General features: G+C 71.6%; 22 protein-coding genes and 1 rRNA gene. 8 read left to right on the forward strand and 15 right to left on the reverse strand.

The window, feature by feature from the left end; all coding sequences use genetic code 11:
* Positions 1-86: ribosomal RNA gene (rrf, locus tag AB0L74_RS33560) — 5S ribosomal RNA — on the forward strand; the annotation flags it as partial.
* A 71-nt stretch (positions 87-157) separates the two neighbouring features.
* On the opposite strand, the gene AB0L74_RS33565 is transcribed toward rrf, so the two are convergent.
* Together AB0L74_RS33565 and AB0L74_RS33570 are read right to left on the reverse strand one after the other, a co-directional pair.
* Positions 158-832 (reverse strand): response regulator transcription factor, encoded by a 675-nt coding sequence (locus AB0L74_RS33565; protein WP_365661007.1) that lies wholly within the window; start codon positions 830-832, stop codon positions 158-160.
* The gene (locus AB0L74_RS33570; RefSeq protein WP_365661052.1) at positions 829-2,070 is read right to left on the reverse strand and encodes a histidine kinase; all 1,242 of its coding nucleotides are present in this window, start codon (positions 2,068-2,070) and stop codon (positions 829-831) included. Before AB0L74_RS33570 ends, AB0L74_RS33565 begins: the two co-directional genes overlap by 4 nt.
* Before the next feature lie 134 nt (positions 2,071-2,204).
* Here AB0L74_RS33570 and AB0L74_RS33575 point away from each other — a divergent pair, with 134 nt between their 5' ends.
* Positions 2,205-2,768 carry a GNAT family N-acetyltransferase gene (locus AB0L74_RS33575; protein ID WP_365661010.1) on the forward strand — a complete coding sequence of 188 codons (564 nt, stop codon included), beginning with the start codon at positions 2,205-2,207 and terminating at the stop codon, positions 2,766-2,768.
* Between the two features lie 32 nt (positions 2,769-2,800).
* Here the strand turns inward: AB0L74_RS33575 and AB0L74_RS33580 are convergent, their stop codons facing one another.
* The 6 genes from AB0L74_RS33580 to AB0L74_RS33605 all read right to left on the reverse strand — a co-directional run bounded on the left by AB0L74_RS33580 (position 2,801) and on the right by AB0L74_RS33605 (position 10,026).
* Complete coding sequence (locus tag AB0L74_RS33580; RefSeq protein ID WP_365661055.1) at positions 2,801-4,303, reverse strand: type VI secretion protein; 1,503 nt, start codon at positions 4,301-4,303, stop codon at positions 2,801-2,803.
* Between the two features lie 93 nt (positions 4,304-4,396).
* The gene (locus tag AB0L74_RS33585; RefSeq protein WP_365661013.1) at positions 4,397-5,809 is read right to left on the reverse strand and encodes an ATP-binding protein; all 1,413 of its coding nucleotides are present in this window, start codon (positions 5,807-5,809) and stop codon (positions 4,397-4,399) included.
* 14 nt (positions 5,810-5,823) lie between these two features.
* Positions 5,824-7,383, reverse strand: a complete 1,560-nt coding sequence (locus AB0L74_RS33590; RefSeq protein ID WP_365661016.1) for an SCO6880 family protein — start codon at positions 7,381-7,383, stop codon at positions 5,824-5,826.
* Entirely contained in the window at positions 7,380-8,705 is a 1,326-nt protein-coding gene (locus AB0L74_RS33595) for a hypothetical protein (RefSeq protein ID WP_365661019.1), read from the reverse strand. The genes AB0L74_RS33590 and AB0L74_RS33595 overlap by 4 nt, the downstream gene beginning before the upstream one ends.
* On the reverse strand, positions 8,695-9,528 hold the full coding sequence (locus AB0L74_RS33600; RefSeq protein ID WP_365661022.1) for a hypothetical protein: 834 nt from the start codon (positions 9,526-9,528) through the stop codon (positions 8,695-8,697). Before AB0L74_RS33600 ends, AB0L74_RS33595 begins: the two co-directional genes overlap by 11 nt.
* A 189-nt stretch (positions 9,529-9,717) precedes the next feature.
* The gene (locus tag AB0L74_RS33605; RefSeq protein WP_003991275.1) at positions 9,718-10,026 is read right to left on the reverse strand and encodes a hypothetical protein; all 309 of its coding nucleotides are present in this window, start codon (positions 10,024-10,026) and stop codon (positions 9,718-9,720) included.
* Positions 10,027-10,516: 490 nt separating this feature from the next.
* Between AB0L74_RS33605 and AB0L74_RS33610 the strand changes: the two genes are divergently transcribed.
* From AB0L74_RS33610 to AB0L74_RS33625, 4 genes are all read left to right on the forward strand, one after another.
* On the forward strand, positions 10,517-11,524 hold the full coding sequence (locus tag AB0L74_RS33610) for a bifunctional lytic transglycosylase/C40 family peptidase (protein ID WP_365661025.1): 1,008 nt from the start codon (positions 10,517-10,519) through the stop codon (positions 11,522-11,524).
* Positions 11,525-11,788: 264 nt separating this feature from the next.
* A complete protein-coding gene (locus AB0L74_RS33615) occupies positions 11,789-12,496 on the forward strand; it encodes a phosphatase PAP2 family protein (RefSeq protein WP_365661058.1) in 708 nt (235 codons plus the stop codon).
* A 339-nt stretch (positions 12,497-12,835) separates the two neighbouring features.
* Positions 12,836-13,693 carry a hypothetical protein gene (locus tag AB0L74_RS33620; protein WP_365661028.1) on the forward strand — a complete coding sequence of 286 codons (858 nt, stop codon included), beginning with the start codon at positions 12,836-12,838 and terminating at the stop codon, positions 13,691-13,693.
* Between the two features lie 82 nt (positions 13,694-13,775).
* Entirely contained in the window at positions 13,776-13,952 is a 177-nt protein-coding gene (locus tag AB0L74_RS33625) for a hypothetical protein (protein ID WP_365661031.1), read from the forward strand.
* Positions 13,953-13,955: 3 nt separating this feature from the next.
* Here the strand turns inward: AB0L74_RS33625 and AB0L74_RS33630 are convergent, their stop codons facing one another.
* Positions 13,956-14,369: a metal-sensitive transcriptional regulator gene (locus AB0L74_RS33630; protein WP_365661034.1), complete on the reverse strand. Its 414-nt coding sequence runs from the start codon at positions 14,367-14,369 to the stop codon at positions 13,956-13,958.
* Positions 14,370-14,609: 240 nt separating this feature from the next.
* Between AB0L74_RS33630 and AB0L74_RS33635 the strand changes: the two genes are divergently transcribed.
* Together AB0L74_RS33635 and pitH are read left to right on the forward strand one after the other, a co-directional pair.
* Positions 14,610-15,230 (forward strand): DUF47 family protein, encoded by a 621-nt coding sequence (locus AB0L74_RS33635; protein WP_026252685.1) that lies wholly within the window; start codon positions 14,610-14,612, stop codon positions 15,228-15,230.
* Positions 15,231-15,237: 7 nt separating this feature from the next.
* Positions 15,238-16,236: a low-affinity phosphate transporter PitH gene (gene pitH / locus AB0L74_RS33640; protein WP_164396317.1), complete on the forward strand. Its 999-nt coding sequence runs from the start codon at positions 15,238-15,240 to the stop codon at positions 16,234-16,236.
* A gap of 527 nt (positions 16,237-16,763) precedes the next feature.
* Here the strand turns inward: pitH and pstB are convergent.
* The 6 genes from pstB to AB0L74_RS33670 all read right to left on the reverse strand — a co-directional run bounded on the left by pstB (position 16,764) and on the right by AB0L74_RS33670 (position 24,862).
* Positions 16,764-17,540 (reverse strand): phosphate ABC transporter ATP-binding protein PstB, encoded by a 777-nt coding sequence (gene pstB / locus AB0L74_RS33645; protein WP_044382944.1) that lies wholly within the window; start codon positions 17,538-17,540, stop codon positions 16,764-16,766.
* An 88-nt stretch (positions 17,541-17,628) separates the two neighbouring features.
* The gene (pstA, locus tag AB0L74_RS33650; protein WP_365661040.1) at positions 17,629-18,696 is read right to left on the reverse strand and encodes a phosphate ABC transporter permease PstA; all 1,068 of its coding nucleotides are present in this window, start codon (positions 18,694-18,696) and stop codon (positions 17,629-17,631) included.
* The gene (pstC, locus tag AB0L74_RS33655) at positions 18,693-19,697 is read right to left on the reverse strand and encodes a phosphate ABC transporter permease subunit PstC (RefSeq protein ID WP_365661043.1); all 1,005 of its coding nucleotides are present in this window, start codon (positions 19,695-19,697) and stop codon (positions 18,693-18,695) included. Before pstC ends, pstA begins: the two co-directional genes overlap by 4 nt.
* A gap of 134 nt (positions 19,698-19,831) precedes the next feature.
* Positions 19,832-20,959, reverse strand: coding sequence for a phosphate ABC transporter substrate-binding protein PstS (gene pstS / locus AB0L74_RS33660; RefSeq protein WP_365661046.1), 1,128 nt, complete (start codon positions 20,957-20,959; stop codon positions 19,832-19,834).
* Positions 20,960-21,468: 509 nt separating this feature from the next.
* On the reverse strand, positions 21,469-22,467 hold the full coding sequence (locus AB0L74_RS33665) for a CHAD domain-containing protein (protein ID WP_365661060.1): 999 nt from the start codon (positions 22,465-22,467) through the stop codon (positions 21,469-21,471).
* A 154-nt stretch (positions 22,468-22,621) separates the two neighbouring features.
* Positions 22,622-24,862, reverse strand: coding sequence for an RNA degradosome polyphosphate kinase (locus AB0L74_RS33670; RefSeq protein ID WP_365661049.1), 2,241 nt, complete (start codon positions 24,860-24,862; stop codon positions 22,622-22,624).
* Between the last annotated feature and the right edge of the window lie 557 nt (positions 24,863-25,419).

The following is a 25,419-nucleotide window of genomic DNA, read 5'->3' on the forward strand; positions in this document are numbered from 1 at the left end:
GTTACATTCCGAACCCGGAAGCTAAGCTCTACAGCGCCGATGGTACTGCAGGGGGGACCCTGTGGGAGAGTAGGACGCCGCCGAACAATTTTTGGGGAAAGCCCCGCATCGATTGATGCGGGGCTTCTCTGCGTTTCAGCCCCGGTTCAGGGATATGTCAGGCCGGCGTCACCAGTCTGGTGTCATAGGCCAGGATCACCGCCTGCACCCGGTCCCGGGAGCCGGTCTTGGCGAGAACGCGGCTCACATGGGTCTTCACCGTCGATTCGGCGAGATGGAGCCGCTCGGCTATCTCGGTGTTGGTCCAGCCCTGGCCGATGACCGTGAGGATTTCGCGTTCGCGGTCCGTGAGGGAGGCCAGACGGGGATCGGAGTCCACGGCGTCGTGCCCCTCGGCGGATCCGGCCGGCAGATGATGGACGTAGGCGTCCAGGAGACGGCGGGTCAGGCTGGGTGCCACCACCGCGTCGCCGGTGGCCACCGCCCGGATGCCGGATAGGAGCTCCTCCGGCTGGGCGTCCTTGACCAGGAAACCGGAGGCACCGGCCCGCAGGCCGGCGTAGGCGTACTCGTCCAGGTCGAACGTGGTCAGAATGAGGATGCGGGTGCGGTCACCGGTGGCGGTGATACGCCGGGTGGCCTCGATGCCGTCGAGGCCGGGCATCCGGACGTCCATCAGGACCACGTCGGGATGGTGTTCCGCCGCCAGGCGCACGGCCTCGCTGCCGTTCGACGCTTCCGCGAGCACCGTGAGATCGTCCTGGCTTTCCAGGAGCATGCGGAAACCGAGCCGCTGGAGCGGCTGGTCATCGGCGATCAGGACCGTCGTCACTGCGGGGTTTCCTCCGGGAGATGAAGAGAGACGCGCCAGCCCCGGTCCGGGTGCGGGCGCGGGCCGGCCTCAAGTGTCCCCCCGTACAGGGCGGTTCGCTCACGCATGCCGGGCAGGCCGCGGCCGTCGGACGAAGCGGGCGGCGGGCCGCCGCGGCCGGTGTCGGTGATGGTGACGGTGACGGCGCCGCCCTCCCCGTACGACAGGTCGATCTCGGATGCGGCTCCGGGGCCCGCGTGCTTGAGGGTGTTGGTGAGCGCTTCCTGGATGACGCGGTACACGGTGAGCTGCCGGCCCGGGGGGAGGGCGGCGTGGCCGTGCACGGTCGCGCGGACCGGCAGGCCGGCGTCGCGGACACCGGTGAGGAGCCGGTCGAGGTCGGTGAGGCCGGGCTGCGGGGTCAGTTCGGCCTCCTCCCTCTCCTCCTCGCGCAGCACGTCCAGCAGGCGGCGGAGCTCGCTGAGCGCCTGGCGGCTCGTGGTGCCGATCGCGTCGAGGGCCTGCGCCGCGCGTTCGGGCGACTTGGCGGCGGCGTAGCGTCCGCCGTCGGCCAGGCCGGTGATGACGGAGAGGTTGTGGCCGATGATGTCGTGCATCTCCCGGGCGATACGGGCGCGCTCGGCCGCCGCGGCGAGCTGGGCCTGCTGGTCCCGTTCGATCTCCAGGCGGCGGGCGCGGTCCTCCAGGGCCTCCGTGTAGGAGCGGCGGGTGCGGACCGTGATGCCGATGAGGGCCGCGACCGCGATGGACGTCACCTGGGAGCCGACCTGCTGATGCCAGGACCCTTCGCCGTACCGGACTGCCGAGACGACCACGGGCGCGGTCAGCAGGGGCGCCGCCCACCACAGGGCGCGCAGGGGCCGGCGCAGCGCGAGGTGGTACAGGACGACGAGCTGGAGCAGGGCCGCCTGGAGGACCGCGCCCGACCAGGCGTTGACGAAGGCCACCGGTGCCATGAGGAGGAGGACGGTCCGGGGGTGGCCGCGGCGCCAGAGCAGGGGTACGGAGAAGCCGAGGCTCAGGGCGAGGAGGAGCCCGCCCGGCACGTCCCGGTCGTGGGCGATGGAGCGCCAGCCGCCGCCGTAGTAGTCGATGAGGGCGGCCAGGAGCCAGAAGCCGGTGAAGTGCGCGTCCCACAGCAGCGGGTGGCGCCGGTCGAAGGCGCGGAGCCGCCGGGTGAGGCGGTGGAGGTGGTCGGTGAGGGGCTCGGTCGTCCGCTGTTCCGTCACGGGCTCCATGCTGGGGGCTGCCTCGGCCGTGCGGAACTCGGTGCGCATGCCTGCCATGCTGGGGGGTGCGGGCCGCCGGGGCGTCCGGCCGCGGGGCCGGATATGAGGTGAGGGCGTAGTACCGGAGTACTACGGTGGCCCGCATGAGTGCCTCCGCTTCCGGTGACTGGGTGATCCGCACGATACGCGCCGAAGAATGGGCCGCCGTCAAGGCGCTGCGGCTGACGGCGCTGCGCGATCCGCTGGCGCGTATCGCCTTCCTGGAGACCTACGAGACGGCCGCGGACCGGCCGGAGTCCTTCTGGCGGGAGCGGGCGGCGGGGGCCGCGGAGGACGCCGCAGGGGCGCGGCAGGTCGTCGCCGAGGTGCCGGGCGGCGCGTGGGCGGGGACGCTGACGGTGCTGCTGGAGGAGGCGGGTACGACGGACTGGGCCGGGCTCCCCGTCGACCGGCGGCAGGGGCATGTCGTCGGCGTGTACGTACGGCCCGAGTGGCGGGGGACGGGGGTGACCGGGGCGCTGTTCGAGGCCGGGCTCGCGTGGGCGTGGGGGCGCGGTGCGGAGCGGGTGCGGCTGATCGTGCACGAGGACAACGGCCGGGCGCGGGGCTGCTACCGGAAGCTGGGGTTCGTGCCGAGCGGGGTGAGCGTGCCCATGCGGGGCGCGCCGGGGGAGAACGAGCTGGAGTTCGTGCGGGGGCGGGACTGACCCGCGGGGCCCGCGCAACGGGTCGGGGCGGGTCAGACGGGGAGCTCGGCGTCCGGCCAGCGGGCGCGGCCCTGTTCGCGCGAGCGCAGCAGGGCCAGGGTCGGCAGGCCCCGGTCCGCGCCGGTGGCCAGCAGCTCCGGAAGGTGGGAGAGGGGCGCCACGGCGGCGACGTCGTCCAGGACGAGTGTCAGTGGTGGGTCGAGCCGACCGGAGGATGACCGTGCGGCCATGCGCCGGCCGTGCTCGACCACGCTTGCTGCCAGGGCGGTCAGCAGCGGCATCGCGCCCGGGCTGGTCCTGGGGTCTTCGATGGATTCACCCACCACATAAAGCGTGCCCCCTTCGTGGACGAAGGAATCCAGGGCAAGGGCATCTGTTCGATGGGCGGTGCAGGATTCGCGCACATTGACGGTGAGGAGTGCGGACAGGGCACGGGTCGTCAGCTGCTGTGCCACGTCCCGGCGTTCGGGGTGCGCGGTCAGGGCGGCTTCCAGTTCGCCCGCGGCGCCGGGTGCGGCCTTGGGGTTCGTACGCAGGACACGTACGGCGTCCTGGATCTGGGTGCCCTGGGCCCAGCGGTGGACATGGCGGATGGTGCGGCCGTCGACGGCGGCGGCGTGGAGGTAACTGCGCAGCAGGGTTTCCGCGGTGTCGCCGACCGCCTGGTCGAGACGGGCGGTGGGGCGGACCGGGGTGAGGAGGGCCGCCGCCCGCGCGGTGGCGGTCGGCCGGTCCTCGCAGCCGGCCGTGGGTGCCCAGTGGAGACGGGCCGGGGTGTCGCAGAGGTGGGTCGGGTCGTAGAGGAGGACGGGGCCGAGCTTGGCTCGGGCGTCCTTCGTGGCCTGCCAGAGGGCGGGGTTGGAGGTGACGACGAGGGCGGGGCCCGCCGCGTCCAGGACGGCTTGCGCGGCGGCGTCCAGGCGGCTCTCCCGCGTGCCCAGGAGGACCCGCTCCCACCGGACCGGCTGTTCGCCCCCGAAGGGCGGGGTGAACGGCGGTGCCTCGGATGAGGGGGTCGCCAGAATCTGGGGGTGTTCGGGGGCCGTTCGCGGGGTGGGGAACTCGTGGTGCGCCGGGGGCGGGGCCGCCCGGCGGGCCGGGGACGGATCGGGCAGGGACTGGGGTGCGAGCACCGGTCCCCGGGGCGTCGTGGGGACCTGCGGGGCGAGCGCGGGCTCCTGCGGCGCCGTGGGCATCTGCGCGGTGAGCGCCGGGCCCGGTTCCGGTCCGCGGGCCTGCGTCGCCTTCTCCGCGCGCCGCCGCTGCCGTACCGCCCGCCAGCGGGCCAGCGTCCCCATCACGAACACCGTCAGCACCAGCAACACCATCAGCTGGCCGATGAACAGGCCCCAGAACAGGCCGTACCCGGAGAGCTGGGAGGCGGGGGCGTCGGGCCAGGCGCCGGGGAGGTCATGGGGCTGGGCGACCAGGTGGCGCATGGCCAGGGGGGTGCGGGAGAAGGTGACGCCGGCGGGCCAGGAGCCGTGCGCGAACAGGGCGGCCAGGCCCGTGGCCGTCCATACCAGCAGGGTCATGCCGAGGAGGAAGGCGAGGATGCCGACGAGCAGCCCGTCGGGGATGCCGCCCTGGTCGTGGTGGTGGTCGTCCCGTCGCACGCCGCGCCTCCCCTACGCCACCGTCGATTCGGAGGAGTCGCCGAGGTGGTGCTCCACGAAGGCCGCCGCTCGCTCCTCCGCTTCCCGTTCGGCGGCGCGCAGGGCGTCGTCCACGAGGTCGGCGGAGGACTCGGTCATCGCGCGGTCGGTGAAGACGAGGGGGCGTTCGGTCTCGGTGACCAGGTGCTTGACCACCTGGACGTTGCCGTTGACGTCCCAGACCGCGATACCGGGGCTGAGGGTCGGGATGATCTCCACGGCCCAGCGGGGCAGGCCCAGTACGCGACCGGTCGCCCGCGCCTCGTCGGCCTTCTGGGCGTAGATCGTCCTCGTCGACGCCATCTTCAGGATCGCCGCCGCCTCCTTCGCCGCCGCCCCGTCGACGACGTCCGACAGGTGGTGGACGACGGCGACGAAGGACAGGCCGAGCCGGCGCCCGAACTTCAGCAGTCGCTGGAACAGCTGGGCGACGAACGGGCTGTTGATGATGTGCCACGCCTCCTCGACCAGGAAGATGCGCTTCTTCCGGTCGGGGCGGATCCAGGTGTGCTCCAGCCACACGCCGACGATCGCCATGAGGATCGGCATGGCGATGGAGTTGCGGTCGATGTGGGACAGGTCGAAGACGATGAGCGGCGCGTCGAGGTCGATGCCGACCGTGGTGGGGCCGTCGAACATGCCGCGCAGGTCGCCGTCGACCAGCCGGTCCAGGACCAGCGCCACGTCCAGGCCCCAGGCCCGTACGTCGTCTATGTCGACGTTCATCGACTCGGCCGACTCCGGCTCGGGGTGCCGTAGCTGCTCGACGATGTCGGACAGGACCGGCTGGCGCTCGACGATGGTCTCGTTCACGTAGGCGTGCGCGACCTTGAGCGCGAAGCCGGCCCGCTCGTCGAGGCCGTGGCCCATCGCCACCTCGATGATGGTGCGCAGCAGCGCGAGCTGGCCGGTCGTGGTGATCGCCGGGTCGAGCGGGTTGAGCCGGATGCCGTGGTCGAGCGCGGCCATGGGGTCCAGCCGGATCGGCGTTATCCCCAGCTCCTGCGCGATCAGGTTCCACTCGCCGACGCCGTCCTCGCCCTGGGCGTCCAGGACGACGACCTGGCGGTCGCGGAAGCGGAGCTGGCGCAGGACGTAGGTCTTCTCCAGCGCCGACTTGCCGTTGCCGGACTCGCCGAGGACCAGCCAGTGCGGGGCGGGGAGCTGCTGGCCGTAGAGCTGGAACGGGTCGTAGATGTAGCCCTTCCCGGAGTACACCTCGCGGCCGATGATGACGCCGGAGTCGCCGAGGCCGGGCGCGGCGGTCGGCAGGTACACCGCCTGCGCCTGGCCCGTGGACGTGCGCACCGGCAGGCGGGTCGTCTCCACCTTGCCGAAGAGGAAGGACGTGAAGGCGTCGGTGATGACGGACAGCGGGTCCCGCATCAGGGCATCAACCCCTACCTTCGGATTCCGGTGGCGAACGGGAGGGTGTTCACGAAGGCGCGGTGGTGCTCGCGGTCGCACCACTCCAGCTTCAGGTACGACTTGCCGGCCGAGGCCCTTATCGTCCGTTTGTCGCGGGCCAGTGCCTCGGGGGAGCGGGAGGAGACGGTGATGTAGCCGACCAGGTTGACGCCGGCCGCGCCGCTGGCGAGGTCCTCACCGCGCTGGTCGAGGCGGGTGTGGGCGGCGATGTCGCGGGGGTCGACGGTCCGGTTCATCTTGGCGGCGCGGGACGCCTCGGCCTCGTCGTTCGTCTTCTCGGTCAGCATGCGTTCGATGGCGACCTCGGTGGGTTCGAGGTCCATGGTCACGGCGACCGTGCGGATGACGTCGGGGGTGTGGACGAGGAGCGGCGCGAGGAAGTTCACGCCGACCGGGGTCATCGGCCATTCCTTCACCCAGGCGGTGGCGTGGCACCAGGGGGCGCGGGTGGAGGACTCGCGGGTCTTGGCCTGGAGGAAGGTGGGCTCGGTGGCGTCCAGCTCGGCCGGCCAGGCGTTGCGCTTGGTCATCGCCTGGATGTGGTCGATCGGGTGGTCGGGGTCGTACATGGAGTGGATGAGCGAGGCGAGCCGGCCCTGGCCGAGCGGCTGCCGGACGCGGATGTCGGCCTCCTGGAGGCGGGAGCAGATGTCGGTCAGCTCACGCGCCATCACGACCGCGAGGCCCGCGTCCCGGTCCGGCCTGCGTCCGTTGCGCGGGCGGGCCGCGCGGGCCATGGCGTGCGCCTCGGCGGCCAGCTCACGGGTGTAGTGCATGCAGGCGACGAGGTAGGCGCGGTGCTGCTCGCTGCTGGTGGACACCATCGACAGCAGCTGGTCGTACGACTGCTGGAGCCAGCCCGGCGCCTTCTCGTCGCCGCGGACGGCGACGTCCTTGGCGTGCGCGTCCGGGTCGGCGGGCAGGGTGCGGGCCAGCATCTGGATGCGGGTGACGAAGCCGTCGCCGTTGGCCACGTGCTTGAGGAGGGTGCCGAACCGGTCGACGAGGGCCTCCTGGTCCTCGGAGTCGCGCAGGCCGACGCCGGGGCCCTCGATCTCGATGGCGGCCGTGACGGTCTTGCGGTCGGCGTGCAGGAGCACGGCGATCTCGTCGGGGCCGAAGGGGGCGGACAGCCAGGTGATGCGGCCGATGCCGGGCGGCGGGCCGACCTCGATCTCCCGCCCGTCGAGCCGGGTGCCGGCCTCCATGGCGGCGGAGCGGTAGGTGGCGCCCCGGCGCAGGGTCCGCTTGTAGCTGCGGTTGATCTCGAACCACTTGTAGAACGTGCGGTGCTTGTACGGCACGTAGACCGCGGCCAGCGCGAGCATCGGGAAGCCCGTCAGCAGCACGATGCGCAGGGACAGCACGGGGACGAGCAGACCGCACATCATGCCGAGGAACGCGCCGACGACGATCAGGGCGATCTCGCCGGTCTCGCGGTTGCGGCCGACGATCGCGTTCGGCCGGGCGCGGCCGATCAGATAGGTCCGGCGGGGCGTGACCGGATGGGACACGTGGGACTCGGTCGTCAACGCCCTTCACCTCCCGTGCGGTTGGTACTGCTGTTGCGGGTGTTGCTGGCGTGCGGGGTGTTCACCGGGCTGCTCGAACGGGGGGCGGGCGCGGCGGAGGGGACGGCTCCGCCGCTCGCGGTGCGTGCGCCGTGCGCGGCGACTCCGCCGGAGGCGGGGTTGGCGGGGCGGGGGGAGGACGACTGGGGTCCGCCCTGGCCGCTGTGGTCGGCTCGGGAGCTGTGGGTCTTGATGCCCTGCGCGACCAGGGTCGCCGGGGAGCTGATGACGGCCGCGGCCTTGCTCTCGGCGCCCCGCATGAGGCGGTTGTTGCGGGAGCCGGCGATCTCGTCGCCGAAGCCCGGGACGAAGCGGTAGATCATCGCGGAGGCGAAGATGGCGAGCAGGATGATCGCCAGTCCGGAGACGACGGCGGAGAACGCGCCCGGGCCGTCGTCGGCGGAGAGCGCGCCGGCCAGGCCCAGCACGATCACGATCACCGGCTTGACGAGAATCACGGCGATCATGATGCCCGCCCAGCGGCGGACGTGGCCCCACAGGTTCTTGTCGACGAGCCCGGCGTAGACGACCGTGCCGAGCAGGGCGCCGACGTAGAGCAGGGCGGCCCGGATGACCAGCTCCAGCCAGAGCACTCCGGCGGCGAGGATGGAGACCAGGGAGACGACGATCAGCATGATCGGCCCGCCGCCGATGTCGTCGCCCTTGTCGAGGGCGGCGGAGAACGTGCCGAAGAAGGCGTCCGTCTGGTCGCCGGTCGCCTTGGCGAGCACGTCCGTGATCCCGTCGGTCGCCGAGACGACCGTGTAGAGGATCAGGGGGGTGAAGGCCGAGGCCAGGACGGTGAGCCAGAGGAACCCGATGGCCTCGGACAGGGCGGTGCCGAGCGGCACGCCGCGCACGGCCCGCTTGGCCACGGCCAGCAGCCACAGCAGCAGGGTCAGGACCGTCGAGGCGGCGAAGACGACGGCGTACTGCTGGAGGAACGTCTGGTTCGTGAAGTCGACGTTGGCGGTCTCCCGCACGGCCTCGCTGAGCTTGTCGACGGTCCAGGACGCGGCGTCGGCACAGCCCTTGGCGAGGGAGGAGAGGGGGTCGAGGGTGGAGGTGGGGTCGGTGAGGGAGGGGGCGGTGTCGGAGCCGCCGGAGGAAGTGTCTTTTTCGCACTCGTCTCTGGCGGGGCCGTAGACCAGGTCACACGAAGCATCGCTCGGTGTGGGCGGAGGCGTCGGCTCGGCGAAGGCGCGGGTGGCCCAGACGATCGCTGCCGACTGCCCGGCGGCGATCATGCCGGCCAGTTTGAGTACGCGGTGGTTAGCGGGCATAGGTGAACCCTCCGTACTCCTGGACGGCCTTCGCCATCTCCTCGGCGCTGGAGGCCCTCTCATCGCCGGGGATGGGCGTCGGGCCCGCCTTCTGCGAGTGCCTTGCGATCTTCCAGTCGCCATCAGACCACTGGAGCTCCATGGTGATGGTGAACCAGCTGTTGGTGACCGGGGCGGTGGAGTTCTCGCCCGCGAGGCCGAGGAGGCCGCTGCACCACACCTCGACGGTGGCGCTGTCGGCAGAGTCCTCGGTGACCTTGGTTCCTACCGGGCTCGTACGAGAGACGAACGTGTAGCCCTTCGGGGTCGAGCCGTCTTCGTTGAGGCCGACGTTCTTGTTGAACTCCGGCGTGTACGCCTTGTCCAGTGACGCTTCGACGTCGGGCACCCGCGAGGGGACGATGATGGCTCGCACAATCGCGTCGCGCTTGGCCTTGTCGAACATGTCGGCCGACCCCAGCGCGACGGAGTAGTTCGCCGCCGCGCTCTCCGCTCCCTGCCGGTCGTGTGCGAACCCCGTGGGAACCCCCCCCGTCACCGCCTTCACCGGGCGTGTCCCGGACGGTGCCGTTGGCGAGGTCTGCGGCTTGTCGGTGGTTGCCGTCGCCTTGGGGGAATCGTCGCCCCCGCGGTTCGCGAAGGCGATCGCGGCGATCAGGAGGACCACCACGCCGACCACCGTGACCAGGCTCCGCGACGACGACGCGCGTCCGCCGCGGCGCGCGCCGCCGTACACGTCGCCGCCCCCCTCGGGCAGGCGCGTGCGTGTCTGGCCGGTGCCGCCGTAACCGCCGGAGGCCTGGTGCTCGTCCCCGAGACTCATGCCGCGTACGCCCCCTCGACGTCGTACGAAAAGCCGTGGACGTACGACGGTAGCCGTGCTGGTTCCCGCGCGGGCGCGGTGTGGTGACTCGACATCAGGGAAACGCAACCTCAGCCGGTGGGCACGACGGGCGGGTGGGATAGAGGGGGACCGGGCGTGCCCGGAGGGACTGATGGACCGCGGGCCCGCCTACACGGCCATGCCGTACACGATGGTGAAGAGCGTGCCGAGCGAGCCGATGATGAAGACGCCCGTCAGGCCCGCGATGATGAGGCCCTTGCCCTGCTCGGCGCTGAAGGTGTCGCGGAGCGCGGTGGCGCCGATGCGCTGCTTGGCGGCGCCCCAGATGGCGATGCCCAGGCAGAGGAGGATGGCGACCGCCATGACCACCTCGATCATCACCTTGGCTTCGTTGCCCAGGCTGCCGAAGGGGCCCCAGTCCGGAGCGATCCCGCCGATGATGGTGTTGATATCTCCCTTATCGGCCGCAAAGAGCATGTAAGTCACCGCCCCTGTTGGGTAGTTCCGCATCCTCTGCGGTCGTGCAGAGGTCAGGCATCATTCTCACCGACAATGACGCCACCGTATGTCGACTTGGCGTCATTGATTGGCGGGTTTCGTACGAATACCTTGCCACCGGTCCCCATCGGCCGCTCACGGAGGCGTGGCGCGGCACTCGAAGGGCCGTATGATTACTCTGTGTATCACGGCAGGTCACGCCGGGCAACGAGGTGGTGGCGGAACCTGTCGTGTGGTTCCGTCGTTGACCCTCTCTACGGCCTGGCCGGGTTTCTGACGGCCGGTCGGGTGGAGTGCCGTGTCGGTGTTCTCCGGGCGGAGGGCCCGCGGCGCGGGCGGGTCCGGGGCCGGGGCGCGGTGAGGTGCGTGCCCGGGGCGGCCGGCCCGGTGTCGCGATGTGATCACCCCATCGTGCGCCGGTCGCCTCTACACTGACGACCGCGGCGGACTCCCGGAGGGTGAGGGGCGGTTGACGGTGCGTAAGGCGTGGCTGGTGGCGACCGCTGTCGTGGGTGGCGGACTGGCGTTCGTGATGCTGCTCGTCGTCGGGGTGTACCTGGTCGCGGGCAGCCTGGCGGGCGGGCTGGGCGGCGGCGCCAAGGCGCTGGCCAAGGGTTCGGTGCCCGCCGCGTACCAGGCCCTCGTCGCGAAGTGGGGCAACCTCTGCCCCGCCATCAACCCGGCGCTGCTCGCCGCCCAGCTCTATCAGGAGAGCGGCTTCAACCCGAAGGCCAAGAGCCCGGCCGCCGCGCAGGGCATCGCGCAGTTCATCCCGGGGACGTGGGCGACGCACGGCGTCGACGGGGACGGCGACGGCGACCGGGACGTGTGGGATCCGGCCGACGCGATCCCGTCGGCCGCCTCCTACGACTGCACGCTCGCGAAGTACGTGAAGGACGTGCCCGGGAACCTGACCGAAAACATGCTGGCCTCCTACAACGCGGGCGCCTATGCGGTGATCAAGTACCAGGGCGTGCCGCCGTACGCGGAGACGCGCAACTACGTGAAGAGGATCACGACGCTGGAGAAGAGCTTCGCCGCCCCCGTCACCCGCGTCGACCCCACCGAGCAGGCGGCCGGGGCCATCGCGTACGCGCAGAGCAAGCTCGGCACGCCGTACCTGTGGGGCGGCAACGGGACCGCCGAGCAGGGGGGCCGTTTCGACTGCTCGGGACTGACCAAGGCCGCGTACGCGAGCGTGGGGATCACGCTCCCGCGGGTGGCCAACGACCAGTACAACGCGGGGCCGCACCCGGAGCGGGACGAGCTGCTGCCGGGGGATCTGGTGTTCTTCTCGGACGACCTCACCAACTCGCGGGCGATCCGGCACGTGGGTATGTACGTGGGCGGCGGGTACATGATCAACGCGCCGCGTCCGGGGGCCGTCATCCGGTTCGACCCGATCGACACCCCGGACTACTTCGGGGCCACGCGGGTCACCGAGGATGGCGCGAAAGCGCTCCCCACCACGGTGTGAACCGAACGTGAATCCCTCCCCTGAGCTGCGGCGATGAGTCTCTCTTCGATAACGTCTGCGTGATCATTCGGTGGAGGGTGGAACGTATCGACGGGGACCGTGCGTTCCTGTTGACGTAGCCGAGCGGACGTCAGCCGGCACGTGACACGCGCCCGTGCGCGCGTGCGCGGGCGCAACGGAAGCGGATCTACGTACCACGGGGGTGGCGGAAGCGGCGCACGCAGGGGTGCGCCGGAGATGAGGAAGACGAAGGGGCCGCAGCACATGGCTGGACTCGCCGAATCCGGGTCGAACCCCGACGTCGAGCTGCTCTACGACATCAACGGCCTGGCCAAGGACGCGCCGCACTGGTTCGACCGGGTCATGGAGTACGTCGGCGAGTACGGGCTGCTGCTCGCGCTCGTACTGCTGGTGCTGTGGTGCTGGTGGTCGGTCCGGCGGCGCGGCGGCCAGGACGCCGCCCCGTCCGTGGCCGCTTTGGTGTGGGCACCGCTCGCGGCGGGCATCGCGGTACTGGTCAACGTGCCGATACGGGGCTTCGTCGAGCGGCCCCGGCCCTTCAAGACCCACGACGGCCTGGACGTCCTGGTCGCCGGCAAGAACGACTACTCGTTCGTCAGCGACCACGCGACGCTCACCATGGCGATGGGTGTCGCCCTGTTCGTCGCCAACCGCAGGTTCGGCCTCGTCGGCATCGCCCTGGGTCTGCTGGAGGGCTTCTGCCGGGTCTACATGGGGGTGCACTACCCGACGGACGTCATCGGCGGCTTCGCCCTCGGCACGGCGGTCGCCCTGCTGCTGTCGCCGCTCGCCATGGCCCTGCTCACGCCGCTGGCCAGGGCGGTCGAGCGGTCGCCGCGGCTGGGCCTGCTGATCGCGGCGCGGGGGCGGGCGCACACCGGCCGGGACGCCGTGATCCCGGGGGCGCGGAAGGAGCCCGCGGGGACGGAGGAGCGGGACCTCGCGGCGTAACGCCCCCGCCGGGCGGCCCGGCTCCCCGGATCCGGGCCGGGCTCAGTCCGCGGTGTGGCCCTCCGCGTCGGCGCGGGCCAGGCTTCTCGCCCTGCGGGCCGGGCCGCGCCAGCCGCAGGAGCAGCGGGCCACGCAGAAGGGGCCCTGTTCCACCGTTGTCGTGCGATGTTCCGAAAGCTCCCCGGCGGGGGCCGGACCGTCCTGCTGCGCCACGCCGACCACCGTACCGGTGGCGGGTGAAGGCGTCGCGCCCCTCCGCGTGACGGGGGCACCTACTCGTCGTTAACCGGTAACGACACGGGCCCTGGGACGGACGCGGCGGCAGGGGGTAGGCAGGCCATGGCGAGGCGGCATCGGCGGTACGGGCGGGTGGGGGCGGCGGTGGCCGCGGCGGGGGCCGCCCTCGGTGCCGGGTTCGGCGTCTGCGGGTGTTCCGGCGGCGGGGCCGCCGCTCAGGGCGCGCCCGGTGGCGATCCGGTCGCGGTGCTGCGGCAGGCCGCCGACCGCCTGGTGGCGGCGGGCAGCTCGCAGGCGCGTACGTCGATGGAGATGGCCAGCGGCGGGACCCGGGTGACCATCCGCGGCGAGGGCGTGTACGACTTCCGGGAGCGCCTGGGCCGGCTGAAGGTGCTGCTGCCGCCGGACCCCACCGGGGACAGCGAACGCCGTCCCATCACCGAGCTCCTGGCACCCGGCGCCCTCTACATGAAGAACCGGGGGGCGGGCGTGCCCGCCGACAAGTGGGTGCGGGTCGACACCGCGACGCTGTCCGACGGGAACCTGGTGACCGGCGGCGCCACCGACCCCCTCGCCGCCGCCGAGGTGCTGCGCGGGACGCGGACGGCCTCGTACGCGGGGCGGACGGAGGTGGCGGGGACCCGGGTCCGGCACTACCGGGGGACCGCCGACCTGGCGGACGCGGCGCGCGGTGCCTCGGCCGGCAACCTGGACTCCCTGGCCGCGGCCGCGCGGGGGTTCGCCACCGCCGAGGTCCCCTTCGACGTCTACCTCGACGACGAGGGCCGCATCCGCAAGATCCGGCACCGGTTCAGCTTCGTCAACGGCCGGGAGCGGGACACCGTCGCGGTCGCCTCGACGACCCTGCTCTACGACTTCGGCGCCCCCGTCGCCGTACGGCTCCCGGACGACGCGGACATCTACGCCGGAAAGATCGCCGAGGAGAGACCCCAGAACTAGCCCTTCACTAGCCCGTCCGTGCCATGCGCGGTGCGTGGGCCGCTCCCTACTCTAGGAATCCGGTGACGGCGGGGAAGAGGTGATGCGCGTGGCTCCGGTCGGCGGTACGGCGGTACAGGACCACGTGGCCCTGGCCGAGATAGAACTGTGCGGGGAGCTGATCATCGCGGCCTCGGCCGCCCGGGAGCGGCTCAGCCTGGAGTGCATCGACGAGGTGCTGAGAGTCGCCGAGGAACGCGAACGCGGCACCGGCCGGTGAGCCTCAGGTCCGCAGCAGCCGGCCGATCGCCTTGGTGGCCTCCTCGACCTTGGCGTCGATCTCGGCGCCGCCCTTGAGAGCCGCGTCGGCGACGCAGTGGCGCAGATGCTCCTCCAGCAGTTGCAGGGCGAAGGACTGGAGGGCCTTGGTGGAGGCGGAGACCTGGGTCAGTATGTCGATGCAGTAGACGTCCTCGTCGACCATCCGCTGCAACCCCCGGATCTGGCCCTCGATCCGGCGCAGCCGCTTGAGGTGCTCGTCCTTCCGCTGGTGGTAGCCGTGCACACCCCGGTCGTGATCGGTCACGACGTCCGGCGCCGCTTCGCTCACTTCCTCCAGGGCGGCGCGGGGCGCGCCGTCCCCCACGCTCGCGTACGCTCGCGCGGGGACGCCCCCGTCGGCCTCGGTGGTCGTCATCGCGTCCTCCTGTCGGACAGATAGCCCACATATACCCCCGGCGGGTATATGGTAACGAACTTCGTGGGGTATACGCGTCTTGGCCGGTGCCGGGCGCGCGGTGTCCGCAGCGGTGCCCGGGCCGCCCCCCTGCTCATCACGGTGTCTGATGGGCGACACTGGGGGACGGCCCGTTAGCCGTGGCCGGATGATGCGCCTAGCATCAGCCTGACCGAAACCGATGCACCCCGAGGACCCCACGTGCGCTTTCGTCTGACCCCCAGGGAGACGAGCTTCTACGACATGTTCGCCGCCTCCGCGGACAACATCGTCACCGGCTCGAAACTCCTGATGGAACTGCTCGGGGCGGACGCTTCCGCCCGAGCCGAGATCGCAGAGCGTATGCGGGCCGCGGAACACGCAGGTGACGACGCCACGCATGCGATCTTCCACCAGCTGAACTCCTCGTTCATCACGCCGTTCGACCGTGAGGACATCTACTCCCTCGCCTCGTCCCTCGACGACATCATGGACTTCATGGAGGAGGCCGTCGACCTGGTCGTCCTCTACAACGTCGAGGAACTGCCCAAGGGCGTCGAGCAGCAGATCGAGGTCCTGGCGCGCGCGGCCGAGCTGACGGCCGAGGCGATGCCGCACCTGCGCACGATGGACAACCTCACCGAGTACTGGATCGAGGTCAACCGGCTGGAGAACCAGGCCGACCAGATCCACCGCAAGCTGCTCGCCCACCTCTTCAACGGCAAGTACGACGCCATCGAGGTCCTGAAGCTCAAGCAGATCGTGGACGTGCTGGAAGAGGCCGCCGACGCGTTCGAGCACGTGGCCAACACGGTGGAGACCATCGCGGTCAAGGAGTCCTGACCCGTCCATGGACACCTTCGCTCTGGTCGTGACCATCGCGGTCGCGCTGTTCTTCACCTACACCAACGGTTTCCACGACTCCGCCAACGCCATCGCCACCTCCGTGTCGACCCGGGCGCTCACGCCGCGGGCGGCGCTGGCGATGGCGGCCGTGATGAACCTCGCCGGCGCGTTCCTCGGCTCCGGGGTCGCCAAGACCGTCAGTGAGGGCCTCATCGAGACGCCCGAGGGTTCCACGGGCATGGGGATCCTCTTCGCCGCGCTCGTCGGCGCGATCGTCTGGAACCTGATCACCTGGTACTTCGGCCTGCCCTCGTCCTCCTCGCACGCGCTGTTCGGCGGCATGGTGGGCGCGGCGCTGGCCGGTGGGACGACCGTGTACTGGCACGGCGTCCTGGACAAGATCGTCATCCCGATGTTCGTCTCGCCGGTCGTCGGCCTGCTCGCCGGCTATCTGGTCATGACGGCGATCATGTGGATCTTCCGGAAGGCCAACCCGCACAAGGCCAAGCGGGGCTTCCGCATCGCGCAGACGGTGTCGGCGGCGGGCATGGCGCTCGGCCACGGTCTGCAGGACGCCCAGAAGACGATGGGCATCGTGGTGATGGCGCTGGTCATCGCCGACGTCGAGGACTACGGCGACCCCATCCCGGTGTGGGTGAAGATCGCCTGTGCGCTGATGCTGTCGCTGGGCACGTACGCCGGTGGCTGGCGCATCATGCGGACGCTGGGCCGGAAGATCATCGAGCTCGATCCGCCGCAGGGCTTCGCGGCCGAGACGACGGGCGCGTCGATCATGTTCACGACGGCGTTCCTGTTCCACGCGCCGATCTCCACGACGCATGTCATCACATCGGCGATCATGGGTGTCGGCGCGACGAAGCGGGTGAACGCCGTGCGGTGGGGCGTCGCGAAGAACATCATCCTGGGCTGGTTCATCACCATGCCGGCGGCCGCGGCGGTGGCCGCGGTGTCGTTCTGGATCGTGAACCTGGCGTTCTTGTAGGGGCCGGGTGCCGGCGGTGCCCGGGTGCCGGCGGCGCGGTGAGCGCCGGGTCGTTCGCGGCCCGGCGCTCACGCGTTTCACCGTCCCGCGTGGGTGTGCGGTGCCTGCCGCAGGGCGCGTCGGCCGGGTGGCCGCCCGGCGAGGTCGGGCGGCGCGGCCCGGCGCCGGCGGGGTGCCGTCCGCGCCCGCCCGTGCCGCCCCGGCGGCACGACCGCCCGCGGTTTCGCCCGCGGTGGGCGGGTGGCGTGGGCGTGGTCGGGGTGGGGACAAACGGCGGGGCCCGCCCCCGGGAGCCAGGGGCGGGCCCTTCTGCCTCGCGGTGGCACCGCCATGCAGCACCGCGAGGGGTCGGAGAGCGGCGGCGGTCCAGGGCTCTCGTGTGGATCACGCCGGGCTCGCGGGGTCTGGTGCCGCGCCTCGCCGCGTTGCCGTCGGTTGCCATGGCTCCGCCACGGCGCCCTCCTCCGCAGTGCGATGCCCGGCACCAGACCCCGCTCCCTGATCCGGCCCGATCCAAGCGAAGGACCCTAGCCGAAGCGGCCGGAGATGTAGTCCTCCGTGGCCTGCACCGACGGGTTGGAGAAGATCCGCTCGGTGTCGTCGATCTCGATCAGCTTGCCGGGCTGCCCGACCGCGGCCAGGTTGAAGAAGGCCGTACGGTCCGAGACCCGCGCCGCCTGCTGCATGTTGTGCGTCACGATGACGATCGTGAACCGTTCCTTCAGCTCGCCGATCAGGTCCTCGATGGCGAGGGTCGAGATCGGGTCCAGGGCCGAGCAGGGCTCGTCCATCAGCAGGACGTTCGGCTCGACGGCGATGGCGCGGGCGATGCACAGACGCTGCTGCTGACCACCGGACAGGCCCGACCCGGGCTTGTTGAGGCGGTCCTTCACCTCGTTCCAGAGGTTGGCGCCGCGCAGCGACTTCTCGACGATGTCGTCCAGCTCGGACTTGCGGTACTTGCCGTTCAGCCGCAGGCCCGCCGCCACGTTGTCGTACACCGACATCGTCGGGAACGGGTTGGGCCGCTGGAAGACCATGCCGACCTCGCGGCGCACGGCCACCGGATCGATCCCGGCGCCGTACAGGTTCTCGGCGTCGAGCATGACCTTGCCCTCGACGCGCCCGCCCGGAGTGACCTCGTGCATCCGGTTGAGCGTGCGCAGGAACGTGGACTTGCCGCAGCCGGACGGGCCGATGAAGGCCGTCACGGACCGGGGCTCGATGGTCATCGAGATGTCCTCGATGGCCAGGAAGGAACCGTAGTAGGCGTTGAGGCCGCTGACATCGATGCGCTTGGCCATGGGAATCACTGCTTCTTTCGGGTCCGGATCGCTGACTGGTTGCCGCGGGCCGCGTCAGCGACCGGCCGCGCGGCGGAGCCGCACATCGTTAGCGCGGGGCCTTCCAGCGGGCGATGCCGCGGGCCACCAGGTTGAGGATCATGATGAAGGCGATGAGCGTCAGGGCCGCCGCCCAGGCACGGTCGTAGGCCGGCCCCGGGCCGCCGCTGTTGATGTACTGGAGGTAGATGTACATCGGCAGCGACGCCTGCGGGTCGGAGAACGGGTTGGCGTTGATGAAGTTCGTGACCCAGACCAGCAGCAGCACGGGGGCCGTCTCACCGGTGATGCGGGCGATGGCCAGCATCACGCCGGTGGTGATGCCGCCGATCGACGTCGGCAGGACGACCTTCAGGATGGTCCGCCACTTGGGCACGCCCAGCGCCAGCGACGCCTCGCGCAGCTCGTTCGGGACGAGCTTGAGCATCTCCTCGGTGGAGCGGACGACGACCGGGATCATCAGGATGGACAGGGCGAGGGAGCCGGCGAAGCCGGAGTAGCCCATGTCCAGGATCAGGATCCACAGACTGAGGATGAACAGGCCGGCGACGATCGACGGGATGCCCGTCATGACGTCGATGAAGAAGGTGACGGCCTTGGCGAGCCGCCCGCGCCCGTACTCGACCAGGTAGATCGCGGTGAGGACACCGATCGGCACGGAGATCAGGGTGGCCAGGCCGACCTGCTGGAGGGTGCCGAGGATGGCGTGGTAGATGCCGCCGCCGGGCTCGGTGTCGGCGACCACGCCCATGGAGTGGGTGAGGAAGTAGCCGTCGAGGACCTTCACGCCGCGGCTCACGGTCTCCCAGACCAGGGAGGCCAGCGGGATGATGGCGAGGAGGAACGCCACCCAGACGAGGCTGGTCGCCACCCGGTCCTTGGCCTGGCGCCGCCCCTCGACGCGCGCGGAGACGGCGTAGGAGCCGAGGACGAACAGGACGGCGGCGATCAGCGCCCACTGGATGCTGCTGTCCAGTCCGGCCGCGGCGCTGATGCCGAGGCCCAGGGCGACGGAGCCGGCGGCGGCCGCCCACGGGAACCACTTGGGCAGGGTCGCGCCGCGCAGCGAGCTCGGCGGGCGCTTGGCCGGGTTGTCGTTCAGGGTTGCGTGGCTCATGCGTTGGCCCCCGAGTACTCCTTGCGGCGGGCGATGATCATGCGGGCCGCGCCGTTGACCAGCAGGGTGATGACGAAGAGCACCAGGCCGGAGGCGATCAGCGCGTCCCGGCCCATCGGGGTGGCCTCGTTGAACTTGCTGGCGATGTTCTGGGCGAAGGTGCCGCCGCCCGGGTCGAGCAGGCTGGCGCTGATGTCCAGGGTCGGGGAGAGGACCATGGCGACGGCCATGGTCTCGCCGAGCGCGCGGCCGAGGCCGAGCATCGAGGCGGAGATCACGCCGGAGCGCCCGAAGGGCAGCACGGACATCTGGATGACCTCCCAGCGCGTGGCGCCGAGGGCCAGGGCAGCCTCCTCGTGCATCCGCGGGACCTGCCGGAAGACCTCGCGGCTCACGTTGGTGATGATCGGCAGGATCATGATGGCGAGCAGGATGCCGACGGTGAACAGCGAGCGCGGGGCGCCGTCGTTCCACTCGAAGACGCCGGTCCAGCCCAGGTACGTGTCCAGCCAGCCGTACAGTCCGGTCAGGTTCGGTACGAGGACCAGGGCGCCCCACAGGCCGTAGACGATGGACGGCACCGCGGCGAGCAGGTCGATCACGTACGCGATGAGGCCGCCGATGCGGCGCGGGGCGTAGTGGGTGATGAACAGGGCGATGCCCACCGCGATCGGGACGGCGATGGCCATGGCGATGACCGACGACACGATGGTGCCGAAGACGAGCACCGCGATGCCGAACTTCGGCGGCACGCCGCTGGGGTTCCACTCGAAGGTGGTGAAGAAGTTGGCCTCGTCCTCGCTGATGGCGAGGGCGGCGCGGTAGGTCAGGAAGGCCGCGATGGCGGCCATGATGACCAGCACGAAGATGCCGGAGCCGCGGGAGAGCGCGAGGAAGATCCGGTCTCCGGGGCGGGTGGCGCCGCGCGTGGCGCGCTTGTCCTCCGCCCCGGTCGGCTGGGGTACGGGAGGCGCTGTGGGGTTCTGTGTAGATATGTCCATCGAGTTCTCCGGTCTGCGGAGCCGCCGTGCGGGGCGGCTCGGGCGGAGCGCGGCCCGGCGGGTGGCGGGGGCTCCTGGCGGCGGTGCACCGGACGGTGCGGTCCGGGCCCGTCCGGGTCCGGACCGCACTCAGGTCAGCTCAGGCCCGAGATGGTCTCGCGGACCTTGGTGATGATCTCGTCGGGCATCGGGGCGTAGCCGGCCTTGGCCAGCAGGCCCTGTCCGTCCTCGGAGGCGATGTAGTTCAGGAAGGACTTGGTGGCGGGCAGGGTGTCCGCCTTGTTGCCCTTGTCGCAGACGATCTCGTACGTCACCAGGACGATCGGGTAGGCGCCCGCGGTGGACGGGGTGTAGTCCAGCTCCAGCGCGAGGTCCTTGCCGGTGCCGACGACCTTGGCGGCGCCGATGGCCGCGGTGGCGTTCTCGACGGTGGCCTTGACCGGCTCGGCGGCCTCGGTCTTGATGTCGACGGTCTTGATGCCGCCCTTGGCGTACGACAGCTCGAAGTACGAGATGGCGCCCGAGGTCTGGCTGACCTGCTGCGCGAGGCCGGAGGAGCCCTGCGCGGACTGGCCGCCCTTGGCCTCCCAGGACTTGCCCGGCTCGTACGTCCAGTCGCCGGGCGCGGCGGCCTTGAGGTACTTGGTGAAGTTGTCCGTGGTGCCGGACTCGTCGGAGCGGTGGAACGCCTGGATCTTCAGGTCGGGCAGCTCGGCGTCCGGGTTGAGCTTCTTGATCGCTTCGTCGTTCCAGTTGGTGATCTTGCTGTCGAAGATCTTGGCGAGCGTCGCCGCGTCCAGGACGAGCGTGTCGACGCCGGGGACGTTGAAGCCGACGGCGATCGGGCCGCCGACCATCGGCAGGTCGATGCCCTGGCCGCCGGAGCAGATCTTCTTCGACGCCTCGATCTCGTCGGGCTTCAGCGCGGAGTCCGAGCCGGCGAACGCGGTCTGGCCCTGGGTGAACGCCGTGATGCCCGCGCCCGAACCGGTCGGGTTGTAGTTGATCTGCACGTCCTTGCAGGCCGCGGTGTACTGCTTGACCCACGCGTCGATCGCGTTCTTCTGGGCGGAGGAACCCGACGCCTGGAGCTGGCCCTTGGCGTCGCCGCAGGAGATCGAGGTGGTGGCGGCGGTCGTCGCGTCGCCGTCGCCGCCGTTGCCGCCGGTGTCGTCCGAGCCGCACGCCGAGAGGGCCAGGGCGCCGGAGACGGCGAGTGCGCCGAGGGCGAGGGCCCGCCGGTTCATGCGCTGAAGCTTCACTTTCGGGAATTCCTTCCAGGAGCCGCCGTGCCGGTGGCGGCGTGCGAAGACTGGGAGCAGGGGGACGGGCCTCGGAGGGACGCCCGCATCGGCTGAGGCCGAAATTAGGCAGATCAGGTGAAGCCGCCTATGGCCGTAAGTGAACGCGGAGTGAATCCCTGAGGGCGGTGCGGTTAGGTAACGGAACGCTTACGTCAAGGACACGGCGCGATTCCGGACGATGCGACTATGACAGGCGCAGGGCGCCCGGAAGGGCGCCAATCAGGGCACGATCCCCCGGGAGAGTGAGGCCGCCCGGTGACGGATTCGCTGGGGGCGGCCGTCGGCCAGGCGGCGCGGGGCGGGCGGCCCACCACCCCGGCACGGGGGTGGGACCGGCCGTCGTCTTTCGGCCGGTGGACGCGGTGGGCACGTACGTCACCCCGGGCGGCGCGACCGGACGCGGCCGGCCGCCCGGCGGGGCGTTCCCGGACGCGTTCACGTTTCGCCGCCGTCTCCCCGGGGCCGGGCTACGGTGCCGTGCCGACGGTCTCTCTCTGCCAGCAGCGGTGGAACGCGTACCGCGCCGCCTCCACCTCGTGCCGCTGATCGGCGTGGAGCACCCCGAGCGCGTAGGCCGTGGCCGGGGCGATCCGCGGCGTGCGGGCGGCCTGGGCCGCGGCGGCGGCGGCCTCCGAGGCGTCGCGGTGCCGGTCGAGGGCCTCGCCCGCGGCCAGCAGCCGGATCCGCCCCGGATCCTCCCCCGGCTCCCGGCCTCCCCCGAGCAGGGAGGCGGCCCCGGAGCCGTGCAGGACCTCACGGGCGTAACGGTGCAGGCGCAGCAGCAGCCGGACCTGGTGCCAGGGCGCGTCCTGCGGGTGCGGGGAGGGATCCGGGGACAGGCCGTGGACCAGCGCCTCGGCGTTGTACGGGCTTCCCGCGGTGACCAGGGGCAGCGCCGCGACCGCGTCCGTCAGACGGCCCAGGGCGGCCGCGGCGAGCGGACGCGGATCGGCGCCGGCCGCGCCCGGTGCCAGGGGGACCTCGCTGGCCAGGACGGCCACCTTGTCGGCGACCGCGTGGAAACGGGCGGAGCCGAGGGCCTGGAGGGCGGTGGAGTGGGCCCGCGTCCGGGCCAGCGTCAGCTGCCGGTCCAGCAGGGCGCCCGCCTTCGCCGCGCCCACGGTGAGGGTGCCCCGCTCCGGCGGCGCGGGCCGGGCCGGGAACGCCTGGCCCGCCGGGGCCGTGCCGGACAGCCGGTGCAGCGCCTGGAGCAGGCGTTCCAGCCGGGCCGCGTACGCGTGCTCCAGGGCCAGGGTGCCCGACAGCCAGGCCAGCTCCGGGCGCATGGCCTCCGCCCAGTCCGGGTCGAGCAGGGACTGGAAGGTGTGCAGGGTGCCGCTGATCCGGCGGGCCGAGCGGCGCAGTGCGCGGGCCGCGTCGACGGTGCCCTCCGGCCCGCCCGCGCCGGGGCCCGCCTCCCGGTGCAGCCGCAGCGCCCGCAGGAACTCCGTGGCCTGCGCCCGCAGATACCCCGCGACGGCCTCCGCGGTGGGGGCGGCGGCGTGTTCCGGGGCGGTCGGCGGGCGTTCGGGGGCGGCCGGGAAGGGCTCCGGGCCGGCCGGGAGGCGCTCCGGGGCGGGCGGCAGGCCGGGGGACGCCCCGGCCGTGGGGTCCGTCGGTTCAAGGTGTCGCTGTACCACGCCGGCGCCTCCGGGCGTCTATGAGCATCTCCTGGATGTTGCGCAGGGGTCCGCCGTCCGCGTCGGTGGCGTGCCGGGTCCACTCGCCGTCCGGGCCGAGGTGCCAGGAGGCGGTGGTGTCGGACATGCCGGTCTCGAGGAGCCGGTTCATGGCGGCCCGGTGGGCCGGATCGACGACCCGGACGAGCGCCTCTATACGGCGGTCGAGATTGCGGTGCATCATGTCGGCGCTGCCGATCCACACCTCCGGGTCGCCGCCGTTGCAGAAGGCGAAGACGCGCGAGTGTTCGAGGAAGCGGCCGAGGACGGAGCGGACCCGGATGTTCTCCGACAGGCCCGTCACACCCGGGCGCAGCGCGCAGATGCCGCGCACCCACACGTCGACCGGCACGCCCGCCATCGACGCGCGGTACAGCGCGTCGATGACGGCCTCGTCGACTATGGAGTTGACCTTGACGCGGACGTAGGCGGGGCGTCCGGCGCGGTGGTGCTGGATCTCCTTGTGGATCCGCGAGACCAGGCCGTCGCGCAGGGACTTCGGGGCGACGAGGAGGCGGCGGTAGGTCTCGCGGCGCGAGTAGCCGGAGAGGCGGTTGAACAGGTCGGAGAGGTCCGCGCCGACCTGCGGGTCGGCGGTGAGCAGGCCGAGGTCCTCGTAGAGGCGGGCCGTCTTCGGGTGGTAGTTGCCGGTGCCGACGTGGCTGTAGCGGCGGAGGGTCTCGCCTTCCTGCCGTACGACGAGGGAGAGCTTGCAGTGCGTCTTCAGGCCGACCAGGCCGTAGACGACGTGGCAGCCGGCCTCCTCCAGCTTGCGGGCCCACTTGATGTTGGCGTGCTCGTCGAAGCGGGCCTTGATCTCGACCAGGACCAGGACCTGCTTGCCGGACTCGGCCGCCTCGATGAGCGCGTCGACTATCGGGGAGTCGCCGGAGGTGCGGTACAGCGTCTGCTTGATCGCCAGGACGTCGGGGTCGGTGGCGGCCTGCTCCAGGAACGCCTGCACGGAGGTGGAGAAGGAGTCGTACGGGTGGTGGAGCAGGACGTCCCGGCTGCGCAGCGCGGCGAAGATGTCCGGCGCGGACGCCGACTCCACCTCGGCCAGGTCGCGGTGGGTGCCGGCGATGAACTTCGGGTACTTCAGCTCCGGCCGGTCCAGGCGGTGGATGCGGAACAGGCCGGTCAGGTCGAGCGGGCCGGGCAGGGGATAGACCTCCGCCTCGCTGATCTTCAGCTCGCGGACCAGGAGGTCGAGGACCTCCCGGTCGATGGACTCCTCGACCTCCAGCCGTACGGGCGGGCCGAAGCGGCGCCGCATGAGCTCCTTCTCCAGCGCCTGGAGGAGGTTCTCGGCGTCGTCCTCCTCCACCTCCAGGTCCTCGTTGCGGGTGAGGCGGAAGGCGTGGTGCTCCAGCACCTCCATGCCCGGGAACAGCTCCTCCAGGTGGGCGGCGATGACATCCTCGATGGGGACGTACCGGCCCGGGGCCGCCTCCAGGAAGCGGGAGAGCAGCGGGGGGACCTTGACGCGGGCGAAGTGGCGGTGGCCCGTGACCGGGTTGCGGACGACGACCGCGAGGTTGAGGGACAGGCCCGAGATGTAGGGGAAGGGGTGCGCCGGGTCGACGGCGAGGGGGGTGAGCACCGGGAAGATCTGGTGGCGGAAGAGGGTGAACAGGCGGGCCTGCTCCTTCTCCGTCAGTTCCGGCCAGCGGACCAGGTGGATGCCCTCCTCGGCGAGGGCCGGGGCGACGTCCTCGTGGAAGCAGGCGGCGTGCCGGGCCATGAGCTCCCGCGAGCGGGCCCAGATCATCTCCAGCACCTCGCGGGGCTGGAGGCCGGAGGCGGAGCGGGTGGCGACGCCGGTCGCGATACGGCGCTTCAGGCCGGCGACCCGGACCATGAAGAACTCGTCCAGGTTGCTGGCGAAGATCGCGAGGAAGTTCGCGCGTTCGAGGAGCGGGGTGGTGGGGTCCTCGGCGAGTTCGAGGACGCGTTCGTTGAACGCGAGCCAGCTGCGTTCGCGGTCGAGGAAGCGGCCCTGGGGGAGCGGGGCGCCCGATCCCTGGGACTGTGGCGACTCCTCGTACCCGTCGAGGTCCGCGTCGATGTCGGGTTCCAGGTCGGAGACCGTGGCCGCCACGGTGTGCGGGCGGTGCGCGGCGATGGAGCCCACGGAGGGCTGCGTGTGCTGGACCTCTGCCGGGGAGTTGGGCTGGCTCATGGACCCATTCTTCCGCGCTGCCAGGAGGACAGGCGCGTCGGAAGACGCGGGCGGGAGCGCTGGGACGGCGCGGGGGCTCCCGTTTTCCGCGCCCCCCTCCGGGGGCGGTGAAGGCTCTGGCAGGGCGGGCTTCATTCGGCGAGGGTCGCAAGGCCGTCTGAATCGATGGTTACGGGGACATGACGTGTGGGATAGCGGGGGGCCTCCGGCGGGGGCCTTCGGGCGTGAGCCTCCGGCCGGGGGCGATGTCTTGGGCGTGGGGCGTGCGGGTCCTGCGGGGGGTGCGGGTCGTGGGGGGCGTGCGGGTCCTGCGGGGGGTGCGGGTCGTGGGGGGCGTGCGGGTCGTGGGGGGGGGTGCGGGTCGTGGGGGGGGTGCGGGTCGTGCGGGGGGTGCGGGTCGTGCGGGGGGTGCGGGTCGTGGGGGTGCGGCATCATGCCTGCGGCGCCTGTGCGGCTCCGGTGGGGGTGCGCGTAGCGCCCAGGGTGGGGGGTGGGTCGGGCCCGCCGCCCGGGTCATCGGCGAGACGCAGATCGTCACCGCCGCCGACCGGCTCATC

This window comes from Streptomyces sp. NPDC052020, from assembly GCF_040680575.1.
Lineage (GTDB): Bacteria > Actinomycetota > Actinomycetes > Streptomycetales > Streptomycetaceae > Streptomyces.